Source organism: Dietzia sp. DQ12-76, assembly GCF_014145045.1.
Taxonomy (GTDB): Bacteria; Actinomycetota; Actinomycetes; order Mycobacteriales; family Mycobacteriaceae; genus Dietzia.
The window spans coordinates 1-1,352 of record NZ_JAALDV010000371.1; the positions used below are offsets into that span (position 1 = coordinate 1).

General features: G+C 72.0%; 1 protein-coding gene. It reads left to right on the forward strand.

What is annotated here, in order from left to right; genetic code table 11:
• A partial coding sequence (locus G6019_RS12570; protein WP_375539765.1) for a Pls/PosA family non-ribosomal peptide synthetase occupies window positions 1-1,344 on the forward strand: 1,344 nt, incomplete at its 5' end.
• Window positions 1,345-1,352 lie beyond the last annotated feature (8 nt).

Genomic DNA, 1,352 nt, shown 5'->3' on the forward strand with positions numbered 1-1,352 from the left:
GCGATGCCGTTGATCGCGCTCGGCGCCGGACTCGCGGTGGTGTCCGCGGGGGCACGGGACGCCGCCACCCCCGGGCAGCTGTTCCTGCGCGCGACCCTGTGGTCGGTGCCCGGGACGCTGGTCGCGCTCGTGCTGTTCGCCGCGCTCACCCTGGTGTCGGTGCGGGTGCTGTCGGTGGGACTGCGGGAAGGCTTCCATCCGGTGCACTCCCGCATCGCCTGGCAGGCCTGGTGCAGCGAGCGCATCATGGACGCCGCCCGGAACTGGCTGTACCCGCTCTACGCCTCGATGCTCACGCCGATGTGGCTGCGGGCGCTGGGCGCGACGATCGGCAAGGACGTGGAGGCCTCGACCGTCCTGCTCATCCCCTCTCTCACCACCGTCCGTGACGGGGCGTTCCTCGCCGATGACACGATGGTCGCGCCGTACGAACTGGGGTCGGGGTGGATGCGGCTCGAGCAGGCGCAGGTCGGCAAACGCGCGTTCCTCGGCAACTCGGGCATCGCGTCCGCCGGCCGCAAGGTCCCCGCGCGTGGACTGGTCGCCGTTCTGTCCTCCGCGCCGCAGAAGGCCAAGAAGGGCACGTCGTGGCTCGGATCGCCCCCGCAGAAGCTGCCCAGGGCGGTGGCCGACGGCGAGAGCGACGCGCGCACCTACCAACCGCCGGGGCGCCTGAAGGTCGCCCGTGCCGCGTGGGAGACCCTGCGCCTGGTCCCGGTGTGGCTCTCGTTCCTCCTGCTTGTCGGCGTCCTGGTGGTGATGCAGCTGATCCACCGGGAGTGGGGTTTCACCGTGGCCGCGCTGAGCTCCGGCGTCACGCTCGCGTATGCCGGACTGGTGGCACTGCTGCTCGCGGTCCTGGCCAAGTGGATCCTGGTGGGCCGGATCCGCGCGGGCGACCAGCCACTGTGGTCCTCCTTCGTGTGGCGCAACGAGGTGGCCGACTCCTTTGTCGAGCTCCTCGCCGCGCCCTGGATGGCCCGGCCCGCCACGGGGACCCCGATCCTCACCGCGATGCTGCGCCTGCTCGGGTCACGCATCGGCCGGGGCGTGTGGTGCGAGTCCTACTGGCTCCCCGAGGCCGACCTGATCTCAGTGGGTGACGGCGCCACCGTCAACCGCGGCTGCGTGGTCCAGACCCATCTCTTCCACGACCGCATCATGCAGATCGACCGGGTGACGATGGCCGACGGAGCGACGCTGGGGTGCCACTGTGTGACGCTCCCGGCCTCCTCGATCGGCGACGGCTCCACCGTGGGCCCGGCCTCGCTGGTCATGCGCGGCGACCGCATCCCCCCGGGCACCCGCTGGCAGGGCAACCCGATCGCACCCTGGCGGGGCTGAGCGGGGCG